Genomic DNA, 26,012 nt, shown 5'->3' on the forward strand with positions numbered 1-26,012 from the left:
AGCAGGTCGCTGGCCAGCCTTGGTGCGTTATATCATCAGTAAAATTATTGCCAGCAAACCCCAGAAATCACAATTTCTTGATTCATTTCCCGCTACGTTGGCATTTGATTCCAGCTAACTGAGGAATTTAGGTTAAAAAGCCCTCTTCCAGGGAAGAAGGCTGAAAAAGCAAGAAACCGTTTACGCTGCCACAAACAAGCAAATACAGCCTTTGCAGGTACATCATCGCCAAAAAATTACCGGCGCCATAATTATAGGGCAGCGCATCAGTGTTGGATAAGCTTGCCGGCTTTTCTGGCAATGACGATTTTAAAACGCAAACTTGGCATCTTCGTACAATCGCATTTCAATGAGCGTTGAAACAGAAAACAACTCCTTAACTTACCCATTACAGTGTCCAAATAACCGCGGCCACTTCTATGATAACTGGCAGACACTGTTTGTTCGCCTGGCAGAACCAAATAAACATTTTGATGCGATTACTTCAAGGCCGCTATTGTTACATAGCATCGGTAAACAAACGACACATGCCGTGCCAAAAAACCTTAACCATTACCAGTACGCATGGAAGAGCTGCTTATGCTATGCAGGCCTATCAACGTATCAGCAACTTCTTTTGTAAACTCAAAGCTAATGCGCCGCAGTTAACACCCTTGCAGTGTTGGTGCCATATTTTGAGCGAAGCAATGAAAAAATATCTCCATGGAGCTATCCTGAGACCGCCTGATGAGTTATCAATGAATGCTAATTGACAATCAAATCTCAGAATCTCGTATTAACTTTATTCTGGAATTTGCCGGCAGGGATTCGTTTAACTGATTTTTTTAGGTTGAACGCACATGCTCCCCATGCCGTGGAATAACCGCGTTTCCGGTCGCGAGCACGCTCAATTCAAAACAGTTCGGTGTTTAAACTCCAGCAACCGATGCAATATCCAAGCTGGTTATCAGGGGACTTTGTCGTAACACTCTATCCATAGGTTGCTAACCTGGAAATGAAGCATTATGTTAAAGCTAAAAGAGTGCCCAAAATTCTGTGTCAGTTTGCAAATTACCTGTCAATCTGTTTTGAAATAGAAATTTTCGACTCAAATTGCGTTCCGGTACACAATAATCTTGACAGCCAGCCCGGATACAAACTGCATGTTTTATCCTGTGAGATATACCTCTGCGAACCAACTGAATTAGTTCTGCACAATGACTTTACTTTCGGTGGCGTTTCTGATTTTTCGCACAAAAACATTGTCAAACACTATTCAGCAATCGGTCCTTTTTTAACCATTGTTTCCACCTTACTCGATTCTTCCGCCCCGGTATCCGATAACCGCCAGATACCGAATGTCACGCTTGGTGGAATGCCCATGCCTAGATTGAGACTGCCGATGCGGTAGTTCGAGCCGCGCGCTTTCAGAATGGCATTGACTTTCTCCTGCTTCTCCACCGCTTTGATAATCGTGCTGGCGATCACCTCGTCGCTGCTGAATTCAACAGTTTTGTCGGCCACACGGTTCGACAGTTCTTTTGCCTTGTCCAGAATACTCATTTTCACTCTTTCCATAAAACACAGGATATAGAGCCATTGATAAACTGCTTAAATCCATTACGGACGCGTGCATGTACAATAGCATTTAACGTTCATAAGCCAGCACGGGGGCCAGCCACTGTTCCGTTTTTTCCACCGTCCATCCCTTGCGCTTTGCGTAATCCTCCACCTGATCCTTGCCGATTTTTCCAACAGCAAAGAAAGTCGATTCCGGATGGGCAATATAAAAACCGGATACCGCAGCTGTAGGCACCATGGCAAAAGATTCTGTGATGATTATGTCTGCTTTCTCGGTAGCGCCAAGTAATTCGAACAATGGACCTTTTTCGGTGTGATCAGGACATGCCGGATAACCCGGCGCCGGGCGAATGCCGAGATATTCTTCTTTAATCAATTGTTCGTTACTCAATTCCTCATCGCTGGCATACCCCCAGAATTCACGCCTGACACGCATATGCATATGCTCTGCAAACGCTTCTGCCAGACGGTCAGCCAGCGCCTTGAGTACAATTGCACTGTAATCGTCGTTAACATCTTCAAACGCTTTGATGCGCTCCTCAATGCCAAAACCCGCACCAACGGCAAACAGGCCGATATAATCCTTGAGCCCCGTCTCCTTCGGTGCAATAAAGTCGGACAGACAGCGGTTGGGTTTACCGGATGGTTTTTGGGTTTGTTGACGCAAGCAATGCCAGGTCATGGCGATCTTATCCCGGTTCTCGTTGGTGTAGATCTCGATATCGTCACCGACTGCATTGGCCGGAAACAGACCAAACACGGCATTTGCCGAAAGCCATTTCTGCTCCACAATTTTCTTCAACATTGTTTGCGCGTCGCGGAACAGATTACTGGCGGTTTCACCCACGACATCGTCATCCAGAATGGCCGGGTAGCGCCCGGCTAGTTCCCATGCCTGAAAAAAAGGCGTCCAGTCGATAAACGGAACGATTTTTTCCAGTGGGTAATTTTTCAAGGTACGAATACCCAGTAATTCCGGCTGCTGCGGCTGATAAGCAGCCCATTCCGGCTTATAAGCATTGGCGCGGGCATCTTCAATCGACAAGAGCTTTGACGGACCCTTCTTGTTTTTATGCTGCGTGCGCACCCTATCATACTCATTCTGGACGCCCTGTACATAATCTGCTTTCAAGCTTTCGGACATTAAGTTGCTGCATACGCCCACGGCACGGCTGGCATCAGGCACCCATACCACCGGCCCCTCATAGTACGGCGCGATTTTGACGGCGGTATGCACGCGGGATGTAGTCGCGCCACCAATCAATAACGGTATGCTGAAGTCTTCGCGCTGCATTTCCTTGGCCACATGCGTCATTTCTTCAAGCGAAGGAGTAATCAATCCTGACAGTCCGATGATATCGGCATTTTCTTTTCTGGCCATATCCAGAATTTGCGTACTGGGCACCATGACGCCCATGTTGATTACTTCGTAATTGTTGCACTGCAGCACCACTGCAACAATATTCTTGCCAATGTCATGTACGTCACCTTTGACGGTCGCCACCACGATTTTGCCTTTCGGTTTCGAATCGCCGAGCAGCTTCTTTTCTTCCTCGATAAACGGCAACAGGTGCGCTACCGCCTGTTTCATTACGCGCGCCGATTTCACAACCTGCGGAAGAAACATTTTTCCGGCGCCGAATAAATCACCGACAACGCTCATGCCATCCATCAACGGGCCTTCGATGACCTGAATCGGCCGTCCACCCTTTGTTTTGATTTCCTGCCTAGCCTCTTCAGTATCCTCTACAATGTACGTGGAAATGCCCCTGACCAACGCATGCGTCAGACGCGACTGCAACGGTTCTTCGCGCCAGCTCAAATCTTCAACCTGCTCTTTTTTCTTCCCTTTGAAATTTTCTGCAAAATCAACCAGACGCTCCGTGGCATCATCACGGCGGTTCAGGATAACGTCTTCGATATACTCAAGCACATCGGCAGGAATATCCGAATACACACCTAATTGCCCGGCATTAACGATACCCATGGTCATACCGGCTTTGATGGCATGATAAAGAAAGGCAGTATGAATTGCTTCACGGATGGGTTCATTACCGCGAAAAGAAAACGATACATTAGATACGCCGCCGCTGATTTTTGCATATGGCAGCGTTCTTTTAATCTCACGTGTGGCTTCAATGAAATCCACACCGTAATTATTGTGTTCATCTATTCCGGTTGCGATGGCGAAAATATTTGGATCGAAAATAATATCTTCGGGTGGAAAACCCACTTTATCCACCAGCACGCGGTAGCTGCGGGTACAGATATCCACCTTGCGCGCCAGTGTATCCGCCTGGCCTGATTCGTCGAACGCCATCACGATCACCGCCGCTCCGTAGCGGCGCGCCAGTTTGGCCTGTTCAATAAATTCCGCTTCGCCTTCCTTAAGGCTGATGGAATTAATAACAGATTTACCCTGTATGCATTTAAGCCCTGCCTCTATCACCGTCCATTTACTCGAATCGAGCATAATCGGTACGCGGCAGATATCTGGCTCGGTTGCGATCAGCTTCAGGAATTTCACCATTGCCTGTAAGGAATCCAGCATGGCTTCATCCATATTGATATCGATGATCTGCGCACCATTTTCAACCTGACTGCGCGCAACATCCAGCGCTTCGGCATACTGGTCGCTCAGAATCAGGCGCGCAAAGGCGCGCGAGCCCGTCACATTGGTGCGCTCTCCAACGTTTACAAAAAGCGAATCATCGCCGATATTCAGCGGTTCCAGGCCTGACAACCGTAACTTTCCGGGCAATTCCGGCACTACTCTGGGCGGCAACGGCGCAACGGCTTCGGCAATAGCTTTAATATGCGCAGGTGTAGTGCCGCAGCAACCGCCAACGATATTGACAAAGCCAGACTCTGCAAAATCTTTCAACTGGCGCGCGGTATAGTCGGGGGTTTCATCGTAGCCGGTATCCGATAGCGGATTTGGCAACCCGGCATTGGGATGAACGCTGACATAGACTTCCGCTATATCGGACAGCTCCTCGATATAAGGCCGCATCAGTTCGGCACCCAGCGCACAGTTTATGCCAACAGATAAAGGTTTTGCGTGCTGCACCGAATTCCAGAAGGCCTCAGGCGTTTGTCCCGAAAGGGTGCGGCCTGATGCATCGGTAATCGTCACCGAAATCATGACAGGCAAACGTAATGCAGTCGTTTCAAAAAACTGATCGATAGCAAACAGCGCCGCCTTGGCGTTCAGCGTATCAAAAATTGTCTCAACCAGCAGAATATCTGCACCCCCGTCAACCAATCCGCGTATGGATTCGGTATAGGCATCGACCAGCTGATCAAAGGAAATATTGCGAAATCCGGGATCATTGACATCCGGCGAAATGGAGGCTGTTTTTGTTGTCGGACCGATAACGCCGGCAACAAAACGGGGTTTGTCCGGGGTTTTTGCTTCTATCGCCTGTGCGGCTTCACTGGCCAGCTTTGCTGCAGCGACATTCAGTTCATAAACCACGTCCTCCATGTGATAGTCCGCCATGGAAACCGCATTAGCGTTGAAAGTATTGGTTTCGATAATATCGGCGCCGGCTTCAAGATAATCCGTATGAATCGAGCGAATCACGTCCGGACGCGTCAATGTCAGCAAATCATTATTGCCTTTCAGATCATGCGGAAAATCGGCAAACCGTTCGCCGCGAAAATCGGCCTCTTCGAGTTTAAATGTCTGAATCATTGTACCCATTGCGCCATCCAGGATCGCAATTCTCTGGGTAATTAAGTTTTCCAACAGGTTCGTGCGAAGATTTTTTTTCATTACTTTGCTTGCTTTTTAAATTTAAAATAAAGCGATTGATTATACCTTACCAGCCACCCTAAACCTAAAGCCATTCGGTCAGGATACGTTAAAGTATCCATAACTTTTTGAAGAATAATAGTATTTTCTATCCATACGATATTGTCGGGTTTGGTCTGGATATTGCATCAGTCGCTGGAATTTAAACGCTGAATTGTGTTGAATTGATCGTGCCCGCGACCGCAGACGCAGTTATTTTGCGCCATAGGGGCATGTGCGCTCAATTCAGGACAGGGCAAGTTAAAAACCGGCAAGTGGATCAGTGAGTACAAACTGTAGTACTTTCGCTGGAATCCATGAAAACCAACAGGCACAACAACAGGCACAACAACAGGCACAACTAATGACAGGTCAAAATCCAGCGTACTGATGCAATATTGGTTAGTAAACTTGCCAGCTTACAAGGCAAGGCGCACCTTGATGTATTAATTAACATCACTGCAGCACTGCTGCCTGACAGTATCGCATTGGATAGAGCGCTAGATATAGAGTATCTGCAGCCGATAACCAATAGGATTGAGCTGGCTGTTATCCAGATAAAGTCGAACGGTTATTTCATGGTTTGGCAGGATGGTTGTTTTTCTCCAATCCACTGCAGATAGATAGTCTGCTGCGGTGAAAATACGGCTGGCCAGCATCTGGCCATGCATATCCGTCAAAGACAATTTCAGTGCAGGTAATGCTTGCGCCTGCGCTGCATGATTACGGATGATCGCGGTCAGCGTTGCTACATCGGGTTGATTCTCGGGATCGCTTACCTGTAAATCCGACGACACGATGCTAAGCAACTGTATGTTTGCCGGCAGAGGCACCGAGCAACCGAAAATATCGCATAACTGCTCCAAATAAGATCTGGTCTGCGGCAGCTGTATCGCCAAATCAGACCGGAATATCATTATCACCTGTACCATCAGCACAAAAAATAATACCACGCTGGCGGTTTGCCACAAACGATGCCGGGTCAGATTTTCGGGTGCCGCGTCAGATAGAAAATCACTTGTCGACACATCGGATTCGGCATTTTCTGCAAACGCTTCCGGTACCATCGCAGTAACGGCAGTCGCTGTTCCAGCCTGCTGTGCTGCCGCCGCATATTCGCTCCTGTGAGTATGCATGGCTTTCACATCCATCTGCCGTACATTTACATCGTCATGCAGTGCGGTCGAATTGTCAGCAGGTGCCGGTAAATATTCAATTTCAGTCTCGTCAATCGTGATCAACGTGGAGAATCCGTTAAAAATAACTTGACATTTCCCGCACCGCACCAAGCCGTTCTGGGCCTGCAACTGTTCAGGATAAATTTTGTAAGTTGTGCCACAACCCGGACACAATGTCACCAGCGCCATCGGCTACCCCGTTCAACAGTCCGTCAAATTTTGAAGCAAATGAATGTTGTAAAAACACTTGCCGCTTCACGTGATTTAAATGATCGATGATCGTTTTTACCAATCTGGCCAACTTATTTTGTAAAGACCGAAGTATACCCTCCGCTGATTTACTGATCCGAGTTTTTGACTCCAGTCAACAATACCCAGTCTTCCTGTGCAGCATTAATCTGCATCTCAAACCACTGGCTGTAAGCCGACATTGCTCCCATTGCCTGCGGCTCGAGTACGCCCGATAACACAATCCGCCCACCTGGGCGAGTCGCCCGGGCGAGGATTGGCGCCAGCACGATCAAGGGATTGGATAAGATATTCGCCACAACAACGTCGACCTGTCCAGCTTTGCAGGTCTCTGCGTTTTCTACCGGATATTGCGTTGCAAACGTACAATCTGTTGGTTCGCATGCATTCAACAATGCATTGGCGTGACTTGCCTTGACAGCATGCGGGTCGATATCGATACCGATTACGCGGCCCGCACCCAGCTTTAATGCCGCAATGGCGAGCACTCCCGAGCCGCAACCATAATCAAGAAGCGTCTCTCCCTGTTTTAGATTCTGATCAAGCCAGGCAAGGCACAACTGCGTTGTTGGATGACTGCCCGTTCCGAATGCCAGTCCCGGATCAAGAATTAAATTAATCGCGGACGGGTCGGGAGGCTGATGCCATGTAGGTACTATCCACAAACGCGACGAAATACAAATGGGACTAAACTGCGATTGTGTCAATCGCACCCAGTCCTGCGCTTCAATTGCTTCTATCCGAAAAGCCGGCAAATCTGGTAACGCTAGCGCTTTTGTGATCGACTGCATCACGGCATTGATGTCGGTATCAGGATCGAACATGCCGCTGACTTCAGCTTTCTGCCATACTTCGTCTGCAGGCAGACCGGGTTCGCCGTATATCGGCTGCTCCTGATCAGTGTCTGCGGCAGCATCATGTATATCTACCGACAAAGCCCCTTGTTCCAGTAATGCGTCACCCAGCAGTTCAGCTGAGGCGCTATCTGTTTTAATAAAAATCGTTTTCCAGGACATACTCGGCACCTGTAAAGTGAATCTTGCCGCAACCACAGAAAATCCGGACGAATTCAATCAGTCTGCCTGTTGATTGTGCAAGGCAAGCTTGCGTTCCAGGTAATGAATTGAAAATTGCCCATTCAGAAAAGAGGCGTCCGTCAGTAAGTCAAGATGCAACGGAATATTGGTTTTAATACCCTGCACCACCGTTTCAGAGAGCGCGATGCGCATACGTGCTATCGCCTGCTCGCGGGTGTCGCCATAGGTAATAATCTTGCCAATCATCGAATCGTAATAAGGTGGCACCATATAATTGTGATATACATGCGTATCAACGCGTACCCCGGGGCCACCTGGCGCATGGTATTGGGTGATGCGGCCGGCAGAAGGGGTCAGTTTGTACGCATCCTCGGCATTAATGCGGCACTCAATCGCGTGACCTTTAATTGCGATATCATTTTGTTTAAATGGTAATATTTCTCCAGCAGCTATGTTGATCTGCGCCTGCACAAGATCAATGCCGGTAACGGCTTCTGTCACAGGATGCTCAACCTGCAGCCGTGTATTCATCTCTATGAAATAAAATTCATCCTTCTCAAAGAGAAATTCAAATGTCCCAACCCCGCGATATTTGATTTGTCGGCAGGCCTCGGCGCAACGCACGCCGATTTTATTGCGCAGTGCTTCGGAAATACCCTGCGCAGGGGCTTCTTCAAGGATTTTCTGGTGCCTGCGCTGCAACGAACACTCACGTTCACCCAGATGCACGGCGTTGCCCTGCCCGTCGATCAGCAATTGAAATTCAATGTGGCGCGGATTTTCCAGATACTTTTCAGCATACACCACAGGATTGCCAAAAGCTGCTTGCGCTTCGTTGCGTGTCATAATTACTGCGTTTGGTAACGCGGCTTCGGTATGTACTACACGCATACCGCGCCCGCCACCACCGCCGGCAGCCTTGATGATCACCGGATAACCAATTTTCCTGGTCACCTTTTTAATTGTGTCTATGTCTTCCGGCAGTGCACCATCCGAGCCTGGTACACAGGGAACGCCGGCCACTTTCATAGCGTTTTTCGCACTCACTTTATCGCCCATCAAACGTATCGTTTCCGGACGCGGACCAATAAAAACAAAACCGCTTTTCTCTACCCGCTCAGCAAAATCGGCGTTTTCCGAGAGAAACCCGTAACCGGGATGGATGGCTTCAGCATCTGTCACTTCAGCGGCACTGATAATTGCTGGAATATTCAAATAACTTTGGGCAACGGGTGCAGGGCCGATACAAACCGATTCATCGGCAAGCTTGACATATTTGGCCTCAGAATCCGCCTCGGAATAAACTATAACGGTCTTAATTCCCATAGCACGGCAGGCTCTCTGGATACGCAAAGCTATTTCACCGCGGTTTGCGATAAGGATTTTTTCAAACATATATACTCACATGTGTTTAGCTTAACCGCCCGGAATCATCGAACACGCAGCTTCCATGCGATCATCAATGTACTACCGGATGACGAACAGGTGTTCGCCATATTCAACCGGCTGACCGTTCTCGACCAGTATTGACTTAATTACACCATCTTTGTCGGCTTCAATCTCATTCAGCAGTTTCATAGCCTCAATAATGCACAATGTTTCACCCGTTTTTACAGCTTGGCCAACTTCGACAAAAGGGATGGCGCCGGGCGACGGTGAACGGTAAAAAGTACCTACCATCGGTGATTTGACGATATGTCCGTCGGGTTGTACATCCTTTTTCCCATCAACGGAATTAACCGCCTTAGTATCGTTGGATGCTACGGCTTGTCCCGGTTGGGTTTGATCCTGATGCAAAGGCACGACAGTTTGCTGCATGGGCGGCAACAAGGCATATCCAGGTATTGATGCGCCTGATTTACTGATACGAACCTTTTCTTCACCTTCAGTAATCTCCAACTCAGTAATACCGGACTCCTCAACCAGTTCAATGAGCTTCTTTAGCTTTCTTAAATCCATAACACCCCCTGCATCACCCCAAACAATCCGGGGCCGTTGAAAATAAATTACATCAACATGTGTACCTGGGGGGTGTTTACAATTGTGAACTGTTGCTGCCGATACCCGTTTTAGTCCTCAGCAAGGCGGCGTGAGCCTGGTGTAGCCACGCTACATGGGCGAATGATACCGCAACGAAGGACTAAAACGGGCTCTCAGCCCTATGGGTTGTTCCTGAAATGGCGCGATGCCGCGTTATTCGCCGATTACTTGGAATAACCAAACGACGCTTCGCGTTCAGAAACAACAAAAATAATTCACAATTGTTAACACCCCCTAATGATTAACCGAACAGTTTACAAACAGCTATCAACTAAACGCATACAGCTTTATCAAAAGGGTCGCCCTCTTTTCAAATACTGTAACGCGGCTGCAGGACACCATGGTAACGTCCTGCGGGTGAGCTTGTCAGCATTCATAGCCATAGCCTGCGTTGTGTCTTTTGACATTAGACTATTGCCCGCAAGGCGCGCCTTATAGAGTACTAGCCTGGCAAAATGCTTAAGTAAAATAAACAAGTGCACAGCATTTTTACCGATGAACCGTCAAGGCATATTCCAATGCCAATTCATAGCCTTTTGAACCCAAACCGCTGATTACACCCAAGGCCATGTCTGAAAAATAGGAATGGTGGCGGAAAGTTTCGCGAGAAAAAATATTGGACAAATGAATCTCTATGAAAGGTAGCCGCGCCGCCGTCAGCGCATCACGCATAGCAACGCTGGTATGCGTATAAGCCGCCGGATTGATAATAATAAAATCAGTGCCATCACTCATGGCCTGCTGGATTCTGTCAATCAACGCAGATTCTGCATTGCTTTGAAAAAAAACAATGTCTGACGTTACCTTTTCCGCGATCCGGGCCAAATTCTTGTTAATATCCTGCAGCGTTTCACAACCATAGATCTCCGGTTCCCGCATACCGAGAAGATTCAAATTCGGGCCATGAATAACCAGAATATTTCTTGCGCCGATATTTTCCGTACTCATGAAGAATTATTGCATTTTATTGTCTAAAAGTACAGTTTATTGGCGAAATTAGCAGAACTTAACAACATTCAAAAATTTAAGTTCCGTTTAAGGATCCGTTTGCAATGATTAAAACCAACAGGCTGTAGTTTCAGTCTTTTAAGAACAATACTACTGATGTCAGCGCTACCATATATGTTATATACCATTAAAAACAGACCCAGAATGGCATTTATTACACATACAACCCACTTCTGCGCCTGTATTTATCTTGCCGCCTCAAAATTGCTTGTATCGACACGTCAATGATTTTTAGTTAACTGAAGCTTGTTATATGGATATGCCTATCGCGCGCAGGCTTCTCCAGAACCGTTTACCTAAACCCCCAGCCATTATTTGTCAGTATTCCCAACATCGTTGTACTGACCCGTTTGGCAAAAAGATCAATCAGGCTTTCGCGCGTTGAATAGTTGACGATATCTTCGGCATTAATCACTTCGCGCGCAACATATTCGGCGCTGCCCATGGCGTCAGCCAGGCCAAGTTCGATACTTTTTTGTCCCGTCCATATTACCCCGCTGAATATTTCCGCTGTGTCTTTCAAACGATCACCCCTGCCCATTTGAACAACATGTTTAAACTGTTCGTGTATTTCTTTTAACAAACCGGTCGCATGTTCACGTTGTTTTGGATCCAAGGGCGTGAATGGATCCAAAAAACCTTTATGCTCGCCCGCAGTCAGTAATCGGCGTTCTATACCCAGCTTCTCCAGAGTGCCTGCAAAGCCAAAACCATCCATCAGTACACCAATTGAGCCGACCAGGCTTGCTTTATCAACAAAAATCTTGTCAGCCGCAGACGCTATATAATATCCACCTGATGCACATACATCGCCAATAACCACATACAACGGAATTTCAGGATACTCTGTACGCAAGCGGTGTATTTCGTCATTGACGTATCCCGCTTGGACAGGACTGCCCCCCGTGCTGTTAATTCGCAAAATAACGCCCTGCGTACCTTTATCCTCGAACGCAGATCTTAGGCTTGCGTTAATATTATCGGCGCTATTAATCGTATCGGGCATTATCATACCGTCCAGATTAACCAAAGCAGTATGTTTATCCGAAACCCGCGCAGCTGAATCGCCAAACCAATCTGTAAAAGCGAAAAGCAGCAAAAAAAGATATATCAAGGTAAGCGACTTGAAAAAAATACCCCAAACACGGCTTCGCCTTTGTTCACGCAATGCCGCAAAAGCAAGCCCCTCGATTAACTGCCTCTCCCACCCTGGATTTACAGGTTTTTTCTCCTCATCAGTCATATAATCTCATCCATCCATTTTCAATCGGTTATTAAATTTCTATTCGCTTAAATACTGTATAAAGCACTATTATAAAAACAAACAAATAATTTAAATTTATTTTTTACCCGGCTTTTGCGCTTTATTTTGCCTTTCGGCATCTACACACCCGGCAATGCCTGCAATCAGCATCGTATAAACGATATACTTTTCCATTCTGGGATTATTCTCTTAACGCACATAAAATTCAAATGCGCTATTGGCTGATGAAATCGGAACCCTACAAATTCAGTATTGACGACTTGGCAGCCTCACCCGGTCAGACGACAGCGTGGGACGGGGTGCGCAATTATCAGGCGCGCAATTTCATGTGGAAACAGATGCGTCTCGGCGACCAGGCTTTTTTTTACCATTCCTGCTGCGCTGAACCCGGCATCACCGGCATCGCCGAAATTTCCACACCCGCATATCCGGACGGCACGCAATTTGACCCGCAAAGCAGGTATTATGATCCCAAAGCCAGTCAAGATAGCCCACGCTGGTTTAACGTTGAAATCACTCTCAAGAAAAAAACACGCTTGCTGACCATCAGAGAATTACGGCAATATCCGGACCTTGAGCGCATGCGCGTATTGCAGACCGGCAACCGGTTATCCATCACCCCGGTTGATCCGGATGAATGGAAATTCATCCTACAACTACTGAAGGTTTGATTCCGGCGCGATGGAATGGTGGTTGATGTATTTACTGCTCGGTGCCGTGGTCGGCTTTTTTGCCGGATTGTTAGGCATCGGTGGCGGGCTGATAACCGTACCGGCGCTTACATTTATGTTCACGGCTCAGAATTTCCCCCCTGACCGAATTCTGCATCTCGCGCTGGGAACCACCATGGCGACCATTATTTTCACCTCTGCCGTCAGTTTATACACACATCATAAACATGCTGCCGTTAACTGGATCATTTTCAGATACATGACGCCTGGCATCATCATTGGCACGCTCGCCGGGACAGTGCTGGCCAGCGCGCTGGCAACCCAGTTTCTGAGCATTATTTTCACGCTGTTTATTTGTTATGCCGCGACCAATATGTTGCTGAAACTCTTTTCTAAATCCAGGCCCGGTATGGGGTCAAACACAAATTCAAACCAGAACCGCCGGATGTTTTCAAAAAAAACGGAATTTCAGGCCGCCGGCGGTGTCATTGGCGCAATATCCAGCCTGGTCGCCATCGGCGGCGGTATTCTCACGGTCCCCTTCCTGACGCTTTGCAATATCAGACTCCAGCACGCTATTGGCACAGCTGCCGCCATCGGATTCCCGATCGCACTAACGGGAACAACCGGCTACATCGTAAACGGTTTTATGCAGGTTCAGCAACTGCCGCCTTACAGCCTGGGCTATGTCTACCTGCCCGCCTTGGGCTGGTTAATACTGGCCAGCATGCTCACGGCACCGCTTGGCGCAAAAACCACGCATTCGGCACAAACAGACACGTTAAAAAAACTATTCGTCGCCTTACTGTACGGACTGGCCGGAAAAATGCTGTTTGACCTGTTCGCGTAATCGCATTTAAGGGATTCGCTCGGGCACCGTGCGTTAGTGACGACAAACTGCGACCATCGCGGTGCGACTCGCAGAATCTGCTCCGGGTGGTGGATTAGTCCAAAATTCAAATTCTTGTCTCGGAATACATTTTAAAATTTGTGAAAGAATTATATTAACCTTCAGGGTAGCCGGATTTTTCCCATCGCATGCAACTCATTACTTAAAATCCTATGATTACAATTTTGGCCGGGCAGGTTTTCTTGTTCAAAAGTTAACGAAAAGACGAAGTGTACATCAGACAAAAATGACAGAAACAGTGACGGGCGAATATTGTCTACTATTCCGGACAGCGCTGAAATGACCTCATTTTTGACAATGGACTCTGGCTTTGATGGTATATTCCCAGGCTTATAACCATGCTATAAGGAGAAACCGCAATGAGCCTTCCATTTCAAAGCGACGCACTGGGCAAATTGCTGCTGCGTCTGACTGTTGGCGTACTGATGTTGTTTCATGGTGTGCATAAACTGTTGAACCCTGGTTCGATCGATTTTATCAGCATCCAGCTTGCCGGCATCGATATGCCGCAAGTACTGGCGTACGGAGTCTATGTGGGAGAGATCGTTGCACCATTGATGGTTATTTTCGGTGTGTTTACGCGGTTGGGTGGCGTGTTGATTTTCTGCAACATGATCGTTGCAATCGTACTGGCACACCGTAATCAATTATTTTCGTTAACCGACCACGGCGGACTGGCACTGGAATTGCAGCTGTTTTTTTTATTGACCGGTCTTGCGGTCTTCTTTCTCGGTAGCGGCAGAATTGCAGTCAAACCAGACTAATGCTACCAATATCATATTGATAGCGTTAGAAGCGAAACGCCGGTATATTCAATTACGAATAATGATCAATATCCTTACGCGCTATGTAATAATATCGGTACTGTTACGCACACGGCGGCAACAATATTACCTGATAATAGCATCACCATGATTCGGTTCATTCTCACAACAGCGTTTTTTCTCGTCATCGCTCTTTTGAGCTACAACTATTTCTTTGGCACAGCGGAAGAAAAAAAACAGGCGCAGGAAATATTCAGCAAAGGGGCCGAAGTTGTCGGGGCCGGAGCGGACCTGTTGAAATCCGAATATGAAAAATATCAGCATGGCAAATATGACGATGCACTTGATAATATCAGCCATTTCTTGAACAGGCTCAAGGAGCAGGGAGATGAATTTCCTGAAGAAATTGAAAGCTGGAACCAGAGAAAAAACGAATGGGACCGAAAAAATCAGGATCTTCAGCAACTACTTGACGCCGAGCCGGATTCCATAAACAAAGAAGAACTCAGAAACGCTATCGTTGAATTGGAAAAAGAGAGAAAAATGCTGGAAACTGAGGGCAATCGGCTGAAAGAACAGGCGCAATGATTAGGCGCGCACGAGCCCTGCAGAAAAGACCGGCATGCTGTGTAGAGTCATTATAAGCATGCGTCTATCAATCCATTCCTTCATTCACTTTGCCGCATTCAAGCGGATACCCCGCTTCACGCCAGGCCTGAACGCCGCCTGCCATGGATAAAACACGGGTATAACCCATTCGCTGTAATGCATCTGCCGCCAAAGCAGAACGATATCCGCCGCCGCAATACAATATGATCGACGCCTGCCTGTCAGGTATCAGTGTTTCAATATCGCGTTCGATAACACCTTTTCCCAGATGGCGGGCGCCTGCCGCATGGTCGCTCTGATATTCGTGATCTTCACGCACATCAATAAAATGAAACGGCTCATTTTTTTTCTGGCGGGATCGCACATCAGCCACAGTACATTCTTGTATTCGCTGTTTTGCGCTCTCAACCAATTTCAGAAAGCCCCGATTATGTTGCATGGTAATTCCTCTTGTTTATCGAACTTCGTACTATGTCGCGATGCGGCATAGCTCAGTATTGAAAACAGAACGCAGTGCGCAATGTGCCTGCTCAAAATTTTTTGGCTCCGGAAAAAATAACTGATGCTCAAAAAAACATTGTCGCTGTGCAGTCATCCTTTAGCGATTTGCATGCGCTTTGCTGCACGACGATTATGGTTAATCAATATACGCAAATCATTTTCCCATTTATTTAGCTTGTCATGCACATGGAGACGCTGCGTTGACGTGGCGCTGTTGTGCAGGCGGGCGATGAAACCACATGTATATTCTGACAATTTCCGCTGATATGTCCGGTAGTCAGCATCGTCAGAACGGTGCATATGTTCGATCAATTGACGCAGTTCGGTTACCACATCTGCGGCTGGAATGGATTCTGTAGCGATCCGCTGCAAGACGGATATTGTTACCCGCTGCCGGCGTTGACGTTCAAGCAGCCACGCTTCCGGATCAAACGGAGAAGCTTCTATACTGGAAACGATCAGCACCCGTTGTTCTTCATCAATTGTGCCATACAAATTCTCAATACGCCTGACGGTCCGTTTTACCGCAGCATTCAACCGGTCATCGGGATCGGGCTGCAGGTATTTGCTGCGCAATTTGTCGTTGCTTTTTGCGTAACGCTGTTCCAAATACTGCCACTGCGCTTCGCCAAGGCTTAATACCACCGGCGTTCCCAGTTGCGCAGCATAATCGAATGCTGGTGCGATAATATTCTGCAAATCTTCCGACCATCGGCAAACCTGTTCTGCGGTCAACGGGTTATCGAGCCGGCTGCGAACGCCGGATAGCCAGGCGGCGTAGGCCGGCAGCTGAGCACTGCGGTGCCAGTCAAACCAGTCGTGGATGGCCTGCTTTGCAAGCGGCTTTTGGTCCCGATCGAAATCGACATAACCGTCAAGCCACCACCACGCCAGATATGGTCCACGATCGTAACCGAACCGCACGATGCTGCAGCCGCTCGACAGCAGTAATAGTATAGCCAGCATCAAGAATACGAACTTTTTTTGCATATATCCGGCTCATTTCCCGGCAATATCATATTGATAGAGCACTAGTATCCGGTTAAGGCTTTTCACAGGCCGTTTTCCATTCAACCGCTTTCATACTGCCGGGCTGGACTCGCTCCCATTGTTGCGGCTGATTATAAGAACGCAGCAATTCTCCTTTCTCCATATTCCAGCTGAATAAAGAGAAGGCGAGCGTTCTTATGCCTGCTTCTCTGCAATTGTAGTCTCGACGTATTTTTTTGGATAAAAAATTAGTGCCGGAGGCTTTCTGTTCAGTTTTATAATCGTACAAAACCCACATTTTGACTCTGCCACCGGCGCTTTGAGCAGAAATCAAATCAGCGTAAACAATATAGCCGTCATCACTGTCGTTTTCGCCGATCTGCGTCCAATCAGCCCATGCAGGTAAACTTATTAGTATCAGCGTTAAGATTATTAATATTTTTTTCATAGTCGTTTTATGTTCGGAACGGATGTCATTTTTCTACTTGAATACAAAAACTTATTTTACTGATTTGATCAAGCTGACAAATCGATATATCACTATATGCAGGGATTTTCACATTATCATCACACTAACGCAAATTATCAGCGCATAACATGTTTTTCCAAAAAAGATTAGATGCCATAAATTTATATTAATAGATTGATTATCATGATTATTTTTAACTTCTTTCGGTATATCGCAACAAAAGGTCAGGACAAACACTTATCGCACCGTGCCCTCGACCCTGCAACTATCATTTTTTTACTGAAAATCGGGCAGCTGCCTGCAAGTGACTATTAATAGCCCTTACAAGTTTCAATTGTATAAAATCCAAACAACCCCATATAGAAAAAAATATCAAACCATGAAAGAAAATTTAATGAATCACTTTATTTTCAAACAGTTCTTTTTATTATGGATAGTACTTTTTAATGCATTCTTTATTTCATCTGCAGTCCGCGCAGAAGACTTCTATGCGGTAAAAAGAGCACAAATGATTAAGGCAATAGAGGCGGATGTCCGGACTGGATATGGCAATCTGGCAAAGAAAGAACTGGATGAAAATGTCATTAAAGCCCTGAATACTGTACCGCGCCATGAATTTGTGCCGAAGAAATTGCAGCAAAGCGCTTACGACAACCGGCCATTGCCAATTGGCCATGGACAAACGATCTCACAGCCATACATCGTAGCAATTATGACCAATTTACTGGGTGTTGGTAAAAATGACAGGATATTGGAAATCGGCACTGGTTCAGGATATCAAATTGCGGTACTTGCTGAATTGGTGAACAAAGCTTACAGCATTGAAATTATCGAACCGCTGGGCAAGGAGGCCAAGGCACGGCTGCAACGGCTCGGTTACGATAATATTTCGCTTAAAATCGGTGATGGATATTACGGCTGGGAAGAACATGCCCCCTTTGACGCGATTATCGTCACGGCCGCCGCGAGTCACATTCCGCCTCCACTGATTCAGCAGCTCAGACCCGGTGGCCGCATGCTGATTCCAGTGGGTTCACGTTTTATGGTACAGGAGCTGTTACTGGTTGAAAAAACGGAAGAAGGCAAGATCAGCACTCAGCAACTACTGCCTGTTGCCTTTGTGCCGCTCACGGGAAAACACTAAACCGCTTCATGGAATCCCGGCCGCCGTTTTTTACAATTGCTCTTTTGTCATCAGCCATCCTTGCGTATGAGATTCTGCTGATGCGGCTTTTCTCAATTATTCAATGGCATCATTTTGCCTATATGATCATCAGTCTTGCGTTGCTGGGATTTGGTGCCAGCGGCACATTTGTCTCCATTTTTCAACGCGCTTTCAGCAAACGTTTCTCCCTTGCTTTTCTTATCAACATCATGCTGTTTTCAATTAGCAGCATCGGCAGTTTCTTATTGGCGCAATCGGTATCATTCAATCCCGACGAAATTCTCTGGGACCATCGGCAACCGCTGCGGCTGCTGGGCATTTACCTGTTACTATCTCTGCCTTTCTTCTTTGCCGCCAACGCGATTGCGCTGGCGTTAACCTGTTTCCATCAACATATAGCCCGTCTTTATGCATTTGATTTAGTGGGCGCCGGTATTGGCTGCCTGGGAATTGTTTTGTTGCTGTTCATTGCGATGCCATTACAAGCACTGTTCATTATCGGTTGCATCGGATTGACGGCATTGGCTTTGGCCGTGTGGGAGTTAAACCTGCAACAACGCAACAAAGTTTATTTTTTACTGTTATTGACAGGCATCGCAATGACTATCTTGCAGCATCACAGCGAGCTGCGCCTGTCACCCTACAAAGAACTCGTCCAAATGCAGCGTATTCAAGGAACGGAAGTCATTGGCGAGTATTCCAGTCCGTTGGGCCTGCTTTCAATCGTGCAAAGTCATATCATACCGTTGCGGCATGCGCCCGGATTAAGTCTGAATGCCAGAAACGAACCGCCTGAGCAAATCGGTGTTTTTACCGATGGCGGCGGCATGACGGCTATCACCCGCGGAACTGGAAATCCGGCTGACTATGCCTATCTTGACCAGGTCACATCAGCAGCGCCCTATCACCTTGCCCAGCCTGAACGGGTACTGGTATTGGGTGCTGGCGGCGGCAGCAGCATTTTACAGGCGCGATATCATGAGACACGGCAAATAGATGCTGTGGAATTAAATCCACAGCTTATCAAACTGCTGCGTGAAGACTACACCAAATTTACCGGCAACTTGCTGAATACCGATACGGTACAGCTTTATCAGGGAGAGGCACGTGGATTCATCAGCGAAACAAAAAAGCGCTATGACCTGATTGAAATCGCATTGTTGGATTCGTTCGCGGCTTCTTCTGCGGGTTTATATGCATTAAACGAAAGCTATCTTTATACTGTCGAGGCGCTGCAGGATATGTTGAAGAAGCTGCGGCCCGGGGGTTATCTGGCCATTACACGCTGGATAAAACTGCCGCTTCGCGACAATCTTAAGCTGTTCGCCACCGCTGCTGATGCTTTAAAAAACACCGGCAGTGATAATCCGGGCCAACAGTTAATATTTTTGCGCAGCTGGCAAACCGGCACACTACTGATTAAAAACAGCCCGTTCACATTTGATGAAATTGATGCACTTAAGACATTTTGTAACGCACGTGCATTTGATCTTGACTGGTATCCGGGCATTACGTCCGAAGAAACCAACCGGTTTAATCAGTTGGCAGAATCTTATTTTTTTCAAGCTGCAACAGCAATTTTAAGCAATGAACGCAAAGATTTTTTCGACCGTTACAAATTTGCGCTGGAACCTGCAACCGATGACCGCCCTTACTTTTTCCATTTTTTTAAATGGTCAGTATTGCCTGAAATTATCTCGCTGCGTAACAGCGGCGGTTTGCCGCTGCTTGAGGGCGGATACCTGGTACTGGCAGCCACATTCATTCAGGCGATTGTCGCCAGTATTATTCTAATACTGCTGCCTTTGTTGTTTACGTCTAAAACGACTGTAACCGCATCGCCTGCGGTTACAGTCAGCAGGAAACGGATAGCAACATACTTTTCAGCCATCGGACTGGCATTTTTATTCATTGAAATCGCATTTATACAAAAATTCATTTTGTTTCTTCATCATCCGCTGTATGCAGTAGCGCTGGTACTGACTGCCTTTTTGATTTTTGCCGGCCTAGGCAGTAGATTTTCACAACGATTGGCCCAGCCGGGGCTTTATCTGCGCGCCATTACCTTCTCAGTGACCGGCATTGTCGTACTTGGCTTCTTATATATGCTTTCTTTACAGTCAATTTTTGCGGCGAGCCTGGCTTTAGCCATGCCATACAAGATTATTCTGACAATCAGCCTGATTGCACCGTTGGCCTTTTGCATGGGAATGCCTTTTCCGTTAGCACTGGCAAGGCTCGGTACCATTGCGCAGGATATGATTCCCTGGGCATGGGGAATCAATGGCTGCGCTTCGGTTATAAGTGCCGTTTTGGCAACTTTGCTGGCTATCTCAATTGGATTTAATGCAGTGATTGTGCTTGCTTTATTGTTATATATATTGGCCTGGGCAAGCTTCCCGGCACAGCGCAAGTGAGCGCGATTAACCGGAATCCGGTTCTTTAACAGGCCGTGGAAAAACGTTTTCGATATAACCGGTTAAAACAAAAACGGGGGACGCAAGCAAAACGCAGCAAACAGCCATAGTGCAGGCCCGAAGGACGATACACAGAATATGCCGTGTAAGAACTTGAATTCATGCAATAAGCGTACATGTTGAATCTGTTTTTAACGTTGCCGCAGCAATGCAGATAGTTTTCCAGCAGCCTGTTAAATTCAACGCCAATAACACAGCGTGCCAAATTATTCATATGCCGTCTTACATAATATTCGGACCGCAGCAATAATAAAAACGATATAGATTGTGTTTTTTATAAAAACTTTATTTTTTTCAATGAAATTTGCATAGCATTCATTGAATCACTATAATCGAACCGTACAGTTTGTTTTACATAAACTTACGTTAGCAAACATTTCCTCGAAATTTTGGAAAGGGAGGTCAGCCATGTCCAACCGGTTCAATCCGCTTAATCAGCGAAGACACAGTATATTTCCGTTCGCACCCCGTCTAGCTCTGGTAGTTACCGCCTGTTTGTTGGTGTTAGCGTATACTGTCAGTACTGCAACCGCTGCGCTATTGCCGCCGGATCTGAAAATTACAACCCGCACCAATGCGCTTGATACCAACGCTTTCGCCAATGGACTCAGCTTTGATGAGGCCAATTCAGATGCGGCCATCGGCAACGCAACGCATACCGGCAGCATGGTGCAGACAATAGGCGGAACCTCCGCAACGACCACGATTGACGACATCACCATAACATCAGGCGCTAATCCGCTTGAAGGCATGCTTACAGACACCAACGACGGCTGGGAAATACATTCAAACGTCGGTGGAAGCTATGCCGGTACAAGCGCCGAAACACCCGAAAACATCTATGACCTTTTTTTCGGCTTGGAAAATCAATCAGCTGCGGATAGCATACAGGTTACCATCATGCTGGATTTCGATAACCGCGTGAACGCCGGCGGTGCAGATGCTTTTGCGGCATCAGAAATTATCCTTTACGACGGCCCTTCTATAGCCACCAACGAATTATTTTTCTCAGATATCGAATCCGATACTGTTGTAGGCAACCGGTTTAACAGTGGCAACCGCACGGGAAACTTCGGTGGCCCGCTGAATGATACCGGCATTTTTCAGCACGTCGTCACACTTAACCCCGGCGACATTTTTGATTTCCATATTTTTCACTTGATCGAAGGAGGCGCTTTTGCAGCCGGTTCCAGTTATTCCGCTTCACTGGATGCACTCATTTCTTTTGATGCCACAAATAATACTAATCCCCTGCCCACCCCGGTAACAGAACCTACCATACTGTTTTTAATCAGCGCAGGTGTACTTGGTTTTATGTTTAAACGCAAAACCAAAAATTAATCATCGTCTGTATAACCTGCCAGCATTGGATGCCGGCTTTTTACTACCAAGGTAAGAACACTTTTTTGTGTATAACTAGAAAGGAGTTTTTCATGATATTCCATATCCGTCGTTCCGCCTTATTGTTTACAGTGTCTGTTTCGCTGTTTCTGGGAATACTGGCCAGTAACAAAGTGCAAGCCTGCAGCAGCGACCCTATGCTTGGCAGCATGTGTGTTTTTGCCGGAAATTTCGCGCCACGCAAATGGGCTCTGGCAAATGGTCAGTTAATGTCCATATCTGAGAATCAGGCGCTCTTTTCACTACTGGGAACGACATACGGTGGTGACGGGAGAACCACTTTCGCCCTGCCGGATACAAGGGGGCGCGCAATCATCGGTGCAGGACATGGAACGGGACTGTCTAATTATACGCTTGGAGCAAAAGGTGGTGCTGAGACTGTCACATTAACCCAGCCGCAACTTCCGGTCATCACACCTACCGCAACTGTTCACGCACAAAGCGGCAACGTGAGCACCGGTTCTCCAGGTAATAATGTCTGGGCAACGGATGGCCGTCAAAATCTATATTCAAATGTCGCACCCGATGTGACTATGAACCCGGGAGCTGTTACGGTTAATCCTTTTGGCGGCGGGGAAAGCCATGAAAACAGACCGCCCTATATCGCGATGAACTGGATTATTGCATTACAAGGCGAATATCCTTCCCGCAATTAAGTGATAACGGTATATCAAAATCCGACTGCCGGTTCTCGGCACCGGCAGTTTTTGCCATCGATGCTCTAAGGCAGTCGACATATAATGCTTCAAGCCTCAAAAAAAACATTTTTTTGGAATTCAGTTCTTAAAGTTTTCGTCGGGTTTCTCTGGCTGCCCGCACTGTTTGCCCAACATCCCCCTGACGCTCACACGGAACTGGCAAAAGCTCAACAATGGCTGGCAGAGGGAAAATACAACAGCGCTTATCAGGTATTTTTATCCCACGCACAGCATTACAACAGTGCATTGGCACAATTTACGCTGGGACTTTTCCATCAATACGGCTGGGGAATAACAATCGACCCCAAAACTGCCTGCCACTGGCACCATAAAGCAGCTAAAGCTGATATTCCAGCAGCCAGTCATTTTCTGGCCGAATGCCTGCAACATGGTACGCATCAACCGGTCGATTACACTGCCGCCCTGCACTGGTACCGGAGAGCAGCTGAACTCGGTCATTACATTTCCTTGTGTTCAATCGCCGAATTAATCATGCAGGGCAAAGGCACAGAAAAAAATCCTCGACATGCACTGGATCAATGCCGACAAGCCGCTTTGGCAGGCTCGGCACCTGCGCAGTTAAAAATGGGAGAGTTTTATTTATCTGGTGATGAATCAATTCGCGATATCCATCAGGCCATCGTCTGGTTCAATTATGCGGCTGAAAGCGGTTCTGTGGAAGCCTGCTATCATCTTGGCAACGTCTATTTAAACTATCTCGATCACCATGTTATGGCGCTTAACTGGTTTGAAACCGCAGCAAGCCGGGGATTCTTGCCCGCCTATTTACCTACCGCCCAACTTTATTTCAACGCACCGGTATCTGAAGAAACACAAATGCCAACTGCTGAAAACCTGGCAAAGGCATATCTGTGGCTATCCACGGCTGACCAAGTGTCTGAAAATGAAAATGAACTGAATAAAATTGCAAGAATGCTGAAAAAAGTCGAGCAAATTATGCCGAAAAACTGGAAAAAAGATCTCGATCAGAAAATTAACCAGCACCTTTCGGCTTTTCATCCTTAAATGCCATTCTTATACACCCCGATTCGTCATACAACACCCCTTGGGTGACTTGAATATACCAATTCCTTTCAAATCTCTGAATTAATCGCTTATTCACGCATGTTTTTCCAAGCGACAGTCATCGCGCCAACAAACTGCTGAAAAACTACCTGGCAAGCGCTCGAATCGATCACGACTCGTATAGATTCACAGTTCCATTTTGCTGAGCGTTCTCATTCCGGTCAAACGGGCGAGAAAAATTTAAGAATCAGGCCTCGCAGTCGATAGTCAATACCAGAAATTGCAGAGTTATAACTGATTGTTATGCGGAGAACTGAATGGAAAATATTTACCTTGCCAAACAACCCATACTTGATCGAAACAAAGACCTGGTCGCATACGAGCTGTTTTTTAGATCACATGCACTGGAAGAATCAGCCGATTTTGAGAACGGTCTTTCCGCTACGGCGAATGTTATCGTAAATGCATACGGGAATCTGGGAATACAAAACGTACTGGGTCAACAGCGCGGATTTATCAATATCAATAAAGAACTGATAAAAAGCGATCTGGTAAAACTGCTGCCAAATAAACATGTTGTTCTGGAAATCAGCAGTTCTGAAGTAATAGATGATGAATTCATCACACTTTGTTCGGAACTGAAAAAATCGGGTTATCAATTTGCAATTGCAAGTGTAACTGCAGTGAATGAAAACATACGGCGCATCCTGCCTCTGATCAATATCGTAAAAATTGATGTTTCCAGTTTGCCTAAAGAAGAACTTGCCAATCTGGTTCACCAGATAAAACCCTGGCCGGTTCTCCTGCTCGCTGAAAAAGTTGAAAGCCACGAACTGGCAAACCAATGTATGGGAATCGGTTTTGAGATGTTTCAGGGTTACTTTTACGCCAAACCGGAAAACATTTCAGGAAAACGGGCTGACCCGGCGAAGCTATCGCTACTGCAACTACTCACCCTGGTTATGAGTGACAGCGACATAGAAGAGATCGACAAAGAATTCAAGCGGCAACCAGGGCTAAGTTATAACCTGATGCGTATGGTGAATTCTGTTGCTTGCGGCTTGCCGCAAAAAGTAAATTCGATTAAACAATCAATTATGTTGCTGGGAAGAAAGCAGCTGCAGCGCTGGATTCAATTGCTGTTGTATACAACAGAAAACCCGGGAAACAGCGAAGGCATGGACAATGCATTACTCAAAACGGCAGCGGCACGCGGCAAGCTGATGGAGCTTGTTGCCATGGCAGAACGTCCGCATGACAAAAATTATCATGAAAGAGCCTTTATGGTAGGCATTTTATCCTTGCTGGATGCCGTACTTGGTATCGAAATGCAAAAAATTATCGACAAACTGGGCATACCTGAAGACATGAGTCAGGCGTTGCTTGCACGTGAAGGACGCCTGGGTCAGGAGCTTAAATTAATAGAAGCCACTGAAGCCGGTGAGGTAAAAACAATTCAATGCCTGTTAAAAGCACTCGGATTCTTAAGCCTTGAAGAATTGGCGCGTTTTGAACTTGAATCGTTAAGCTGGGTAAACGGAATCGGTGAAGCCGTCAACTAACGGCTCGCAATAATTTTCATGCTTCTCACGGACTAAAAGGAAAACCAATAGGAAAGCCAATGCCAAAAGATAATTATGAGAAAGACATGCAAAATCAGTACGACGATACCGGACATGTACGTGATGTTTCTACCAATCCTTACAATGAAGAAGTCGCCGAATATTTCATAAACATTAAAAGCGACCTGAACCAAATCGAGCGATTAGTCAATGATGCTGTCACCAATCTGGTCATCAATTTCAAATACATCAAAAAATTATCAAAATCACACCACGAAATGGTCCTGACAATTGAAAAGCTGTCGATTCCCAAAGAAAACAAACCGGTTCTGGAATTACTGCAAAAGCAAATGGCGATTGCTGACAGCATCGAACGAGAACTGGGCCACGCCATGATTTCTCTACAATTTGGCGATCTGGTCGCTCAATTACTCGTACACACAACAAAACAAATCGAAACGTTAAACCTTGCATTGCAACGCGTAGGCCTTCAGGACATTCCGGGAAGCGATAATATTAATCAAATAGATACATCATCGCCAATCGTCCAGGCAATACAACAGGCCAAATCAAAAAAATCAAACAAACCTGTCGTTCAAGATGCGATGCAGAAAGGAAAAATAGAACTATTTTAGTT

At 46.6% G+C, this 26,012-nt stretch carries 22 protein-coding genes; 11 read left to right on the top strand and 11 right to left on the bottom strand.

From position 1 onward, the window contains the following. Nucleotides 1-1,251: 1,251 nt before the first annotated feature. From BMY60_RS02680 to BMY60_RS02715, 8 genes are all read right to left on the bottom strand, one after another. Nucleotides 1,252-1,542: a hypothetical protein gene (locus tag BMY60_RS02680; protein WP_090331013.1), complete on the bottom strand. Its 291-nt coding sequence runs from the start codon at nucleotides 1,540-1,542 to the stop codon at nucleotides 1,252-1,254. 85 nt (nucleotides 1,543-1,627) lie between these two features. Continuing rightward, nucleotides 1,628-5,338: a methionine synthase gene (gene metH, locus BMY60_RS02685; RefSeq protein ID WP_090331014.1), complete on the bottom strand. Its 3,711-nt coding sequence runs from the start codon at nucleotides 5,336-5,338 to the stop codon at nucleotides 1,628-1,630. A 518-nt stretch (nucleotides 5,339-5,856) separates the two neighbouring features. Next, a complete protein-coding gene (locus tag BMY60_RS02690) occupies nucleotides 5,857-6,723 on the bottom strand; it encodes a zinc-ribbon and DUF3426 domain-containing protein (protein WP_090331016.1) in 867 nt (288 codons plus the stop codon). A gap of 149 nt (nucleotides 6,724-6,872) precedes the next feature. Continuing rightward, a complete protein-coding gene (prmA, locus tag BMY60_RS02695) occupies nucleotides 6,873-7,799 on the bottom strand; it encodes a 50S ribosomal protein L11 methyltransferase (RefSeq protein ID WP_090331174.1) in 927 nt (308 codons plus the stop codon). A 57-nt stretch (nucleotides 7,800-7,856) separates the two neighbouring features. Beyond that, nucleotides 7,857-9,215, bottom strand: coding sequence for an acetyl-CoA carboxylase biotin carboxylase subunit (gene accC / locus BMY60_RS02700; protein WP_090331017.1), 1,359 nt, complete (start codon nucleotides 9,213-9,215; stop codon nucleotides 7,857-7,859). Between the two features lie 72 nt (nucleotides 9,216-9,287). Then, entirely contained in the window at nucleotides 9,288-9,779 is a 492-nt protein-coding gene (gene accB / locus BMY60_RS02705) for an acetyl-CoA carboxylase biotin carboxyl carrier protein (RefSeq protein WP_090331019.1), read from the bottom strand. 570 nt (nucleotides 9,780-10,349) lie between these two features. Next, entirely contained in the window at nucleotides 10,350-10,808 is a 459-nt protein-coding gene (gene aroQ / locus BMY60_RS02710) for a type II 3-dehydroquinate dehydratase (RefSeq protein ID WP_090331021.1), read from the bottom strand. A 352-nt stretch (nucleotides 10,809-11,160) separates the two neighbouring features. Next, nucleotides 11,161-12,111, bottom strand: coding sequence for a S49 family peptidase (locus BMY60_RS02715; RefSeq protein WP_090331022.1), 951 nt, complete (start codon nucleotides 12,109-12,111; stop codon nucleotides 11,161-11,163). Between the two features lie 230 nt (nucleotides 12,112-12,341). Here BMY60_RS02715 and BMY60_RS02720 point away from each other — a divergent pair, with 230 nt between their 5' ends. The 4 genes from BMY60_RS02720 to BMY60_RS02735 all read left to right on the top strand — a co-directional run bounded on the left by BMY60_RS02720 (nucleotide 12,342) and on the right by BMY60_RS02735 (nucleotide 15,065). Next, nucleotides 12,342-12,803 (top strand): EVE domain-containing protein, encoded by a 462-nt coding sequence (locus BMY60_RS02720; protein ID WP_090331024.1) that lies wholly within the window; start codon nucleotides 12,342-12,344, stop codon nucleotides 12,801-12,803. Between the two features lie 10 nt (nucleotides 12,804-12,813). Beyond that, nucleotides 12,814-13,653, top strand: a complete 840-nt coding sequence (locus BMY60_RS02725; RefSeq protein ID WP_090331026.1) for a sulfite exporter TauE/SafE family protein — start codon at nucleotides 12,814-12,816, stop codon at nucleotides 13,651-13,653. A gap of 419 nt (nucleotides 13,654-14,072) precedes the next feature. Then, the gene (locus BMY60_RS02730; protein ID WP_090331027.1) at nucleotides 14,073-14,477 is read left to right on the top strand and encodes a DoxX family protein; all 405 of its coding nucleotides are present in this window, start codon (nucleotides 14,073-14,075) and stop codon (nucleotides 14,475-14,477) included. Between the two features lie 195 nt (nucleotides 14,478-14,672). Beyond that, nucleotides 14,673-15,065, top strand: a complete 393-nt coding sequence (locus tag BMY60_RS02735) for a hypothetical protein (RefSeq protein ID WP_143057333.1) — start codon at nucleotides 14,673-14,675, stop codon at nucleotides 15,063-15,065. A gap of 67 nt (nucleotides 15,066-15,132) precedes the next feature. Here the strand turns inward: BMY60_RS02735 and BMY60_RS02740 are convergent, their stop codons facing one another. From BMY60_RS02740 to BMY60_RS02750, 3 genes are all read right to left on the bottom strand, one after another. Beyond that, entirely contained in the window at nucleotides 15,133-15,525 is a 393-nt protein-coding gene (locus BMY60_RS02740) for a rhodanese-like domain-containing protein (RefSeq protein ID WP_090331031.1), read from the bottom strand. A gap of 152 nt (nucleotides 15,526-15,677) precedes the next feature. After that, the gene (locus BMY60_RS02745; RefSeq protein ID WP_090331032.1) at nucleotides 15,678-16,577 is read right to left on the bottom strand and encodes a DUF6279 family lipoprotein; all 900 of its coding nucleotides are present in this window, start codon (nucleotides 16,575-16,577) and stop codon (nucleotides 15,678-15,680) included. 52 nt (nucleotides 16,578-16,629) lie between these two features. Beyond that, nucleotides 16,630-17,025, bottom strand: coding sequence for a surface-adhesin E family protein (locus BMY60_RS02750; RefSeq protein WP_090331034.1), 396 nt, complete (start codon nucleotides 17,023-17,025; stop codon nucleotides 16,630-16,632). 400 nt (nucleotides 17,026-17,425) lie between these two features. Here BMY60_RS02750 and BMY60_RS02755 point away from each other — a divergent pair, with 400 nt between their 5' ends. The 7 genes from BMY60_RS02755 to BMY60_RS02785 all read left to right on the top strand — a co-directional run bounded on the left by BMY60_RS02755 (nucleotide 17,426) and on the right by BMY60_RS02785 (nucleotide 26,010). After that, a complete protein-coding gene (locus tag BMY60_RS02755; RefSeq protein WP_256250643.1) occupies nucleotides 17,426-18,190 on the top strand; it encodes a protein-L-isoaspartate(D-aspartate) O-methyltransferase in 765 nt (254 codons plus the stop codon). 44 nt (nucleotides 18,191-18,234) lie between these two features. Further along, nucleotides 18,235-20,628, top strand: coding sequence for a spermine/spermidine synthase domain-containing protein (locus tag BMY60_RS02760; protein WP_256250644.1), 2,394 nt, complete (start codon nucleotides 18,235-18,237; stop codon nucleotides 20,626-20,628). A gap of 468 nt (nucleotides 20,629-21,096) precedes the next feature. After that, a complete protein-coding gene (locus tag BMY60_RS02765) occupies nucleotides 21,097-22,029 on the top strand; it encodes a PEP-CTERM sorting domain-containing protein (RefSeq protein WP_090331037.1) in 933 nt (310 codons plus the stop codon). 92 nt (nucleotides 22,030-22,121) lie between these two features. Further along, the gene (locus BMY60_RS02770) at nucleotides 22,122-22,745 is read left to right on the top strand and encodes a phage tail protein (protein ID WP_090331039.1); all 624 of its coding nucleotides are present in this window, start codon (nucleotides 22,122-22,124) and stop codon (nucleotides 22,743-22,745) included. An 84-nt stretch (nucleotides 22,746-22,829) separates the two neighbouring features. Next, nucleotides 22,830-23,813: a tetratricopeptide repeat protein gene (locus tag BMY60_RS02775; RefSeq protein ID WP_090331040.1), complete on the top strand. Its 984-nt coding sequence runs from the start codon at nucleotides 22,830-22,832 to the stop codon at nucleotides 23,811-23,813. A 317-nt stretch (nucleotides 23,814-24,130) separates the two neighbouring features. Next, nucleotides 24,131-25,375 (top strand): EAL and HDOD domain-containing protein, encoded by a 1,245-nt coding sequence (locus BMY60_RS02780; RefSeq protein ID WP_090331042.1) that lies wholly within the window; start codon nucleotides 24,131-24,133, stop codon nucleotides 25,373-25,375. Nucleotides 25,376-25,434: 59 nt separating this feature from the next. After that, the gene (locus tag BMY60_RS02785) at nucleotides 25,435-26,010 is read left to right on the top strand and encodes a hypothetical protein (protein ID WP_090331043.1); all 576 of its coding nucleotides are present in this window, start codon (nucleotides 25,435-25,437) and stop codon (nucleotides 26,008-26,010) included. The last annotated feature ends 2 nt before the right edge of the window (nucleotides 26,011-26,012 follow it).

This window comes from Nitrosomonas sp. Nm51, assembly GCF_900111165.1.
GTDB lineage: Bacteria > Pseudomonadota > Gammaproteobacteria > Burkholderiales > Nitrosomonadaceae > Nitrosomonas.

What these genes read in the sequence shown, in the direction of transcription:
- BMY60_RS02680 (WP_090331013.1), bottom strand. Translation starts at nt 1,542, where the DNA reads ATGAGTATTCTGGACAAGGCAAAAGAACTGTCGAACCGTGTGGCCGAC.
- metH (WP_090331014.1), bottom strand. Translation starts at nt 5,338, where the DNA reads ATGAAAAAAAATCTTCGCACGAACCTGTTGGAAAACTTAATTACCCAG.
- BMY60_RS02690 (WP_090331016.1), bottom strand. Translation starts at nt 6,723, where the DNA reads ATGGCGCTGGTGACATTGTGTCCGGGTTGTGGCACAACTTACAAAATT.
- prmA (WP_090331174.1), bottom strand. Translation starts at nt 7,799, where the DNA reads ATGTCCTGGAAAACGATTTTTATTAAAACAGATAGCGCCTCAGCTGAA.
- accC (WP_090331017.1), bottom strand. Translation starts at nt 9,215, where the DNA reads ATGTTTGAAAAAATCCTTATCGCAAACCGCGGTGAAATAGCTTTGCGT.
- accB (WP_090331019.1), bottom strand. Translation starts at nt 9,779, where the DNA reads ATGGATTTAAGAAAGCTAAAGAAGCTCATTGAACTGGTTGAGGAGTCC.
- aroQ (WP_090331021.1), bottom strand. Translation starts at nt 10,808, where the DNA reads ATGAGTACGGAAAATATCGGCGCAAGAAATATTCTGGTTATTCATGGC.
- BMY60_RS02715 (WP_090331022.1), bottom strand. Translation starts at nt 12,111, where the DNA reads ATGACTGATGAGGAGAAAAAACCTGTAAATCCAGGGTGGGAGAGGCAG.
- BMY60_RS02720 (WP_090331024.1), top strand. Translation starts at nt 12,342, where the DNA reads ATGCGCTATTGGCTGATGAAATCGGAACCCTACAAATTCAGTATTGAC.
- BMY60_RS02725 (WP_090331026.1), top strand. Translation starts at nt 12,814, where the DNA reads ATGGAATGGTGGTTGATGTATTTACTGCTCGGTGCCGTGGTCGGCTTT.
- BMY60_RS02730 (WP_090331027.1), top strand. Translation starts at nt 14,073, where the DNA reads ATGAGCCTTCCATTTCAAAGCGACGCACTGGGCAAATTGCTGCTGCGT.
- BMY60_RS02740 (WP_090331031.1), bottom strand. Translation starts at nt 15,525, where the DNA reads ATGCAACATAATCGGGGCTTTCTGAAATTGGTTGAGAGCGCAAAACAG.
- BMY60_RS02745 (WP_090331032.1), bottom strand. Translation starts at nt 16,577, where the DNA reads ATGCAAAAAAAGTTCGTATTCTTGATGCTGGCTATACTATTACTGCTG.
- BMY60_RS02750 (WP_090331034.1), bottom strand. Translation starts at nt 17,025, where the DNA reads ATGAAAAAAATATTAATAATCTTAACGCTGATACTAATAAGTTTACCT.
- BMY60_RS02755 (WP_256250643.1), top strand. Translation starts at nt 17,426, where the DNA reads ATGAAAGAAAATTTAATGAATCACTTTATTTTCAAACAGTTCTTTTTA.
- BMY60_RS02765 (WP_090331037.1), top strand. Translation starts at nt 21,097, where the DNA reads ATGTCCAACCGGTTCAATCCGCTTAATCAGCGAAGACACAGTATATTT.
- BMY60_RS02770 (WP_090331039.1), top strand. Translation starts at nt 22,122, where the DNA reads ATGATATTCCATATCCGTCGTTCCGCCTTATTGTTTACAGTGTCTGTT.
- BMY60_RS02775 (WP_090331040.1), top strand. Translation starts at nt 22,830, where the DNA reads ATGCTTCAAGCCTCAAAAAAAACATTTTTTTGGAATTCAGTTCTTAAA.
- BMY60_RS02780 (WP_090331042.1), top strand. Translation starts at nt 24,131, where the DNA reads ATGGAAAATATTTACCTTGCCAAACAACCCATACTTGATCGAAACAAA.
- BMY60_RS02785 (WP_090331043.1), top strand. Translation starts at nt 25,435, where the DNA reads ATGCCAAAAGATAATTATGAGAAAGACATGCAAAATCAGTACGACGAT.